Here is a 1,812-nt window from a genome sequence, read left to right on the forward strand (position 1 = left end):
AGACCTTGCTCGACCATGGCAACCGTATTGGCGTAAAGCGTCTTGTGCACCACAAGCTCATCGCCTTGCGACAACAGTGACAGGACCAGGGTGCCGAAGGCGGCCATTCCGGTCGATACCACGAGACCCGCCTCGGCTCCTTCAAGGTTCGCAAGCCTTCGCTCGAGAATTTCGGTCGTTGGGTTATATTCACGGGCATAGAGCCTGCCGCCCAGCGCTGCCGCCGCGTCATTTGCTGCTACACTCTCAAAGCCGTAGGTCGATGTCATAAAGACCGGAGGCTGAACCGCTCGCGAGAACCCAGCCGGATCGAACGCGTGATGGATTGCACGGGTATCAAAGCCAAGCCGCCCGCCGTGCGATGGATCGGAGTGGTCCTGAAAATCGCCGTGTTCGCTGCTGCCAGTCATTGCTTTGCGCTATCCTCTTTGCTTTCGACCACAGTGGCAGCATACTGGTCCGCAAGAAATAGCCAGTTATGCGGAAAGAAAATGGTCCAGTTGGCAAGTCAGGCAACAGCTGATCGCGCAAGCAAGATGGGCGCGCGCCAGATCTACGAGGCGCTCAAGGATCAGATCGCGAACCGCGTTTATAACACCGGTGGTCAGCTGCCGTCATCTCGAAATCTGGCGAATGAGCTTGGCGTTTCGCGAACGACGGTGTCGGTCGCCTATGAGCAGCTTTCGGCGGAGGGTTTCGTGGAACTGCGCCAGGGCGCCAGACCGCGGGTCACTGCCTTGCCATTGGAACAGCGCCTGAAAGCCGCCACGCGGCAGCAACAGAGTGCTCAGCGCCTGTCAGCCTATGGCGAGAGACTTAAGGCGACACCACCATGGCTCGATTATCTGCCAAGCTCTGTCGTGATTGATTTCCGTTACGGCGATCTCGCCCCGGCTGATTTCCCCGCGCTTGCATGGAAGAAAGCCGTCAATGCGGTCATGGCTCAGCGACCGGGCCGATTGGCCTACGACGACCCGCGGGGATCGTTGCGGTTGCGGCAGGCATTGCAGGGGTATCTGTGGCGCGCCCGCACATTGCGATGCGAGCTGGAGCAAATCATCATCGTGAATGGCTCTCAGCAAGGGTTAGATCTTTGCGCACGTCTCCTGCTCGACCCTGACAGCGACTTCGTTATGGAAAACCCCGGCTATCGCATGGCGCGCCAGATCTTCGCCAGCACCGGCGCCTCTCCGGTCTCCATAGCTGTCGATGGCGAGGGGTTGCAGACCGAACTCCTGGAGGCTGTGCGAGCCCGGCTGGCCTATGTCACACCTTCCCATCAGTTTCCGCTCGGCGGCGTCATGCCGATTTCTCGCCGTCATCAGCTTCTCGAATGGGCGCGGGAAAACGACGCCTATGTGATCGAGGACGACTACGACAGCGAGTACCGGTACGATATCAGTCCGGTGCCCCCTCTCCACAGTCTGGAGGCTGGAAGCAACGTCATTTATCTCGGGACGATTTCCAAAACACTGTCGCCGATGATGCGCATCGGATATCTCGTTGTCCCGCCGGAACTGCAAGACGTATACGCAACCGCCAAGCAACTGTTCGACAGGCATTCACCGGTAACCGAGCAGGAAGCCCTGGCATCCTTGATCGAAAGCGGCGGGTATGAAAGCCATGTGCGGCGCGTACGGCGGCTAAACAGAGATCGCCGGGAGACGTTGCTGAGTGCGCTGCAGCGCGCGTTCGGCGAACGGATCACCGTGGAAGGGGCCGACGCCGGATTGCATGTCGTGGTCTGGTTCAACGAATTGCCGAGGTCGTCCGAGACACGTTTGCTGCACATCGCGCAACGTGCCGGCATTG

2 protein-coding genes are annotated in these 1,812 nt (G+C 59.5%); one reads left to right on the forward strand and one right to left on the reverse strand.

What is annotated here, in order from left to right:
- Window positions 1-410: PLP-dependent transferase (locus tag A3AY_RS36690; RefSeq protein ID WP_018329716.1), on the reverse strand; the 410-nt coding region annotated here is incomplete at its 3' end.
- Window positions 411-491: 81 nt separating this feature from the next.
- Between A3AY_RS36690 and pdxR the strand changes: the two genes are divergently transcribed.
- Window positions 492-1,812: MocR-like pyridoxine biosynthesis transcription factor PdxR (gene pdxR, locus A3AY_RS0131825; protein ID WP_018329717.1), on the forward strand; the 1,321-nt coding region annotated here is incomplete at its 3' end.

This window comes from Rhizobium giardinii bv. giardinii H152 (assembly GCF_000379605.1).
Taxonomy (GTDB): Bacteria; Pseudomonadota; Alphaproteobacteria; order Rhizobiales; family Rhizobiaceae; genus Pararhizobium; species Pararhizobium giardinii.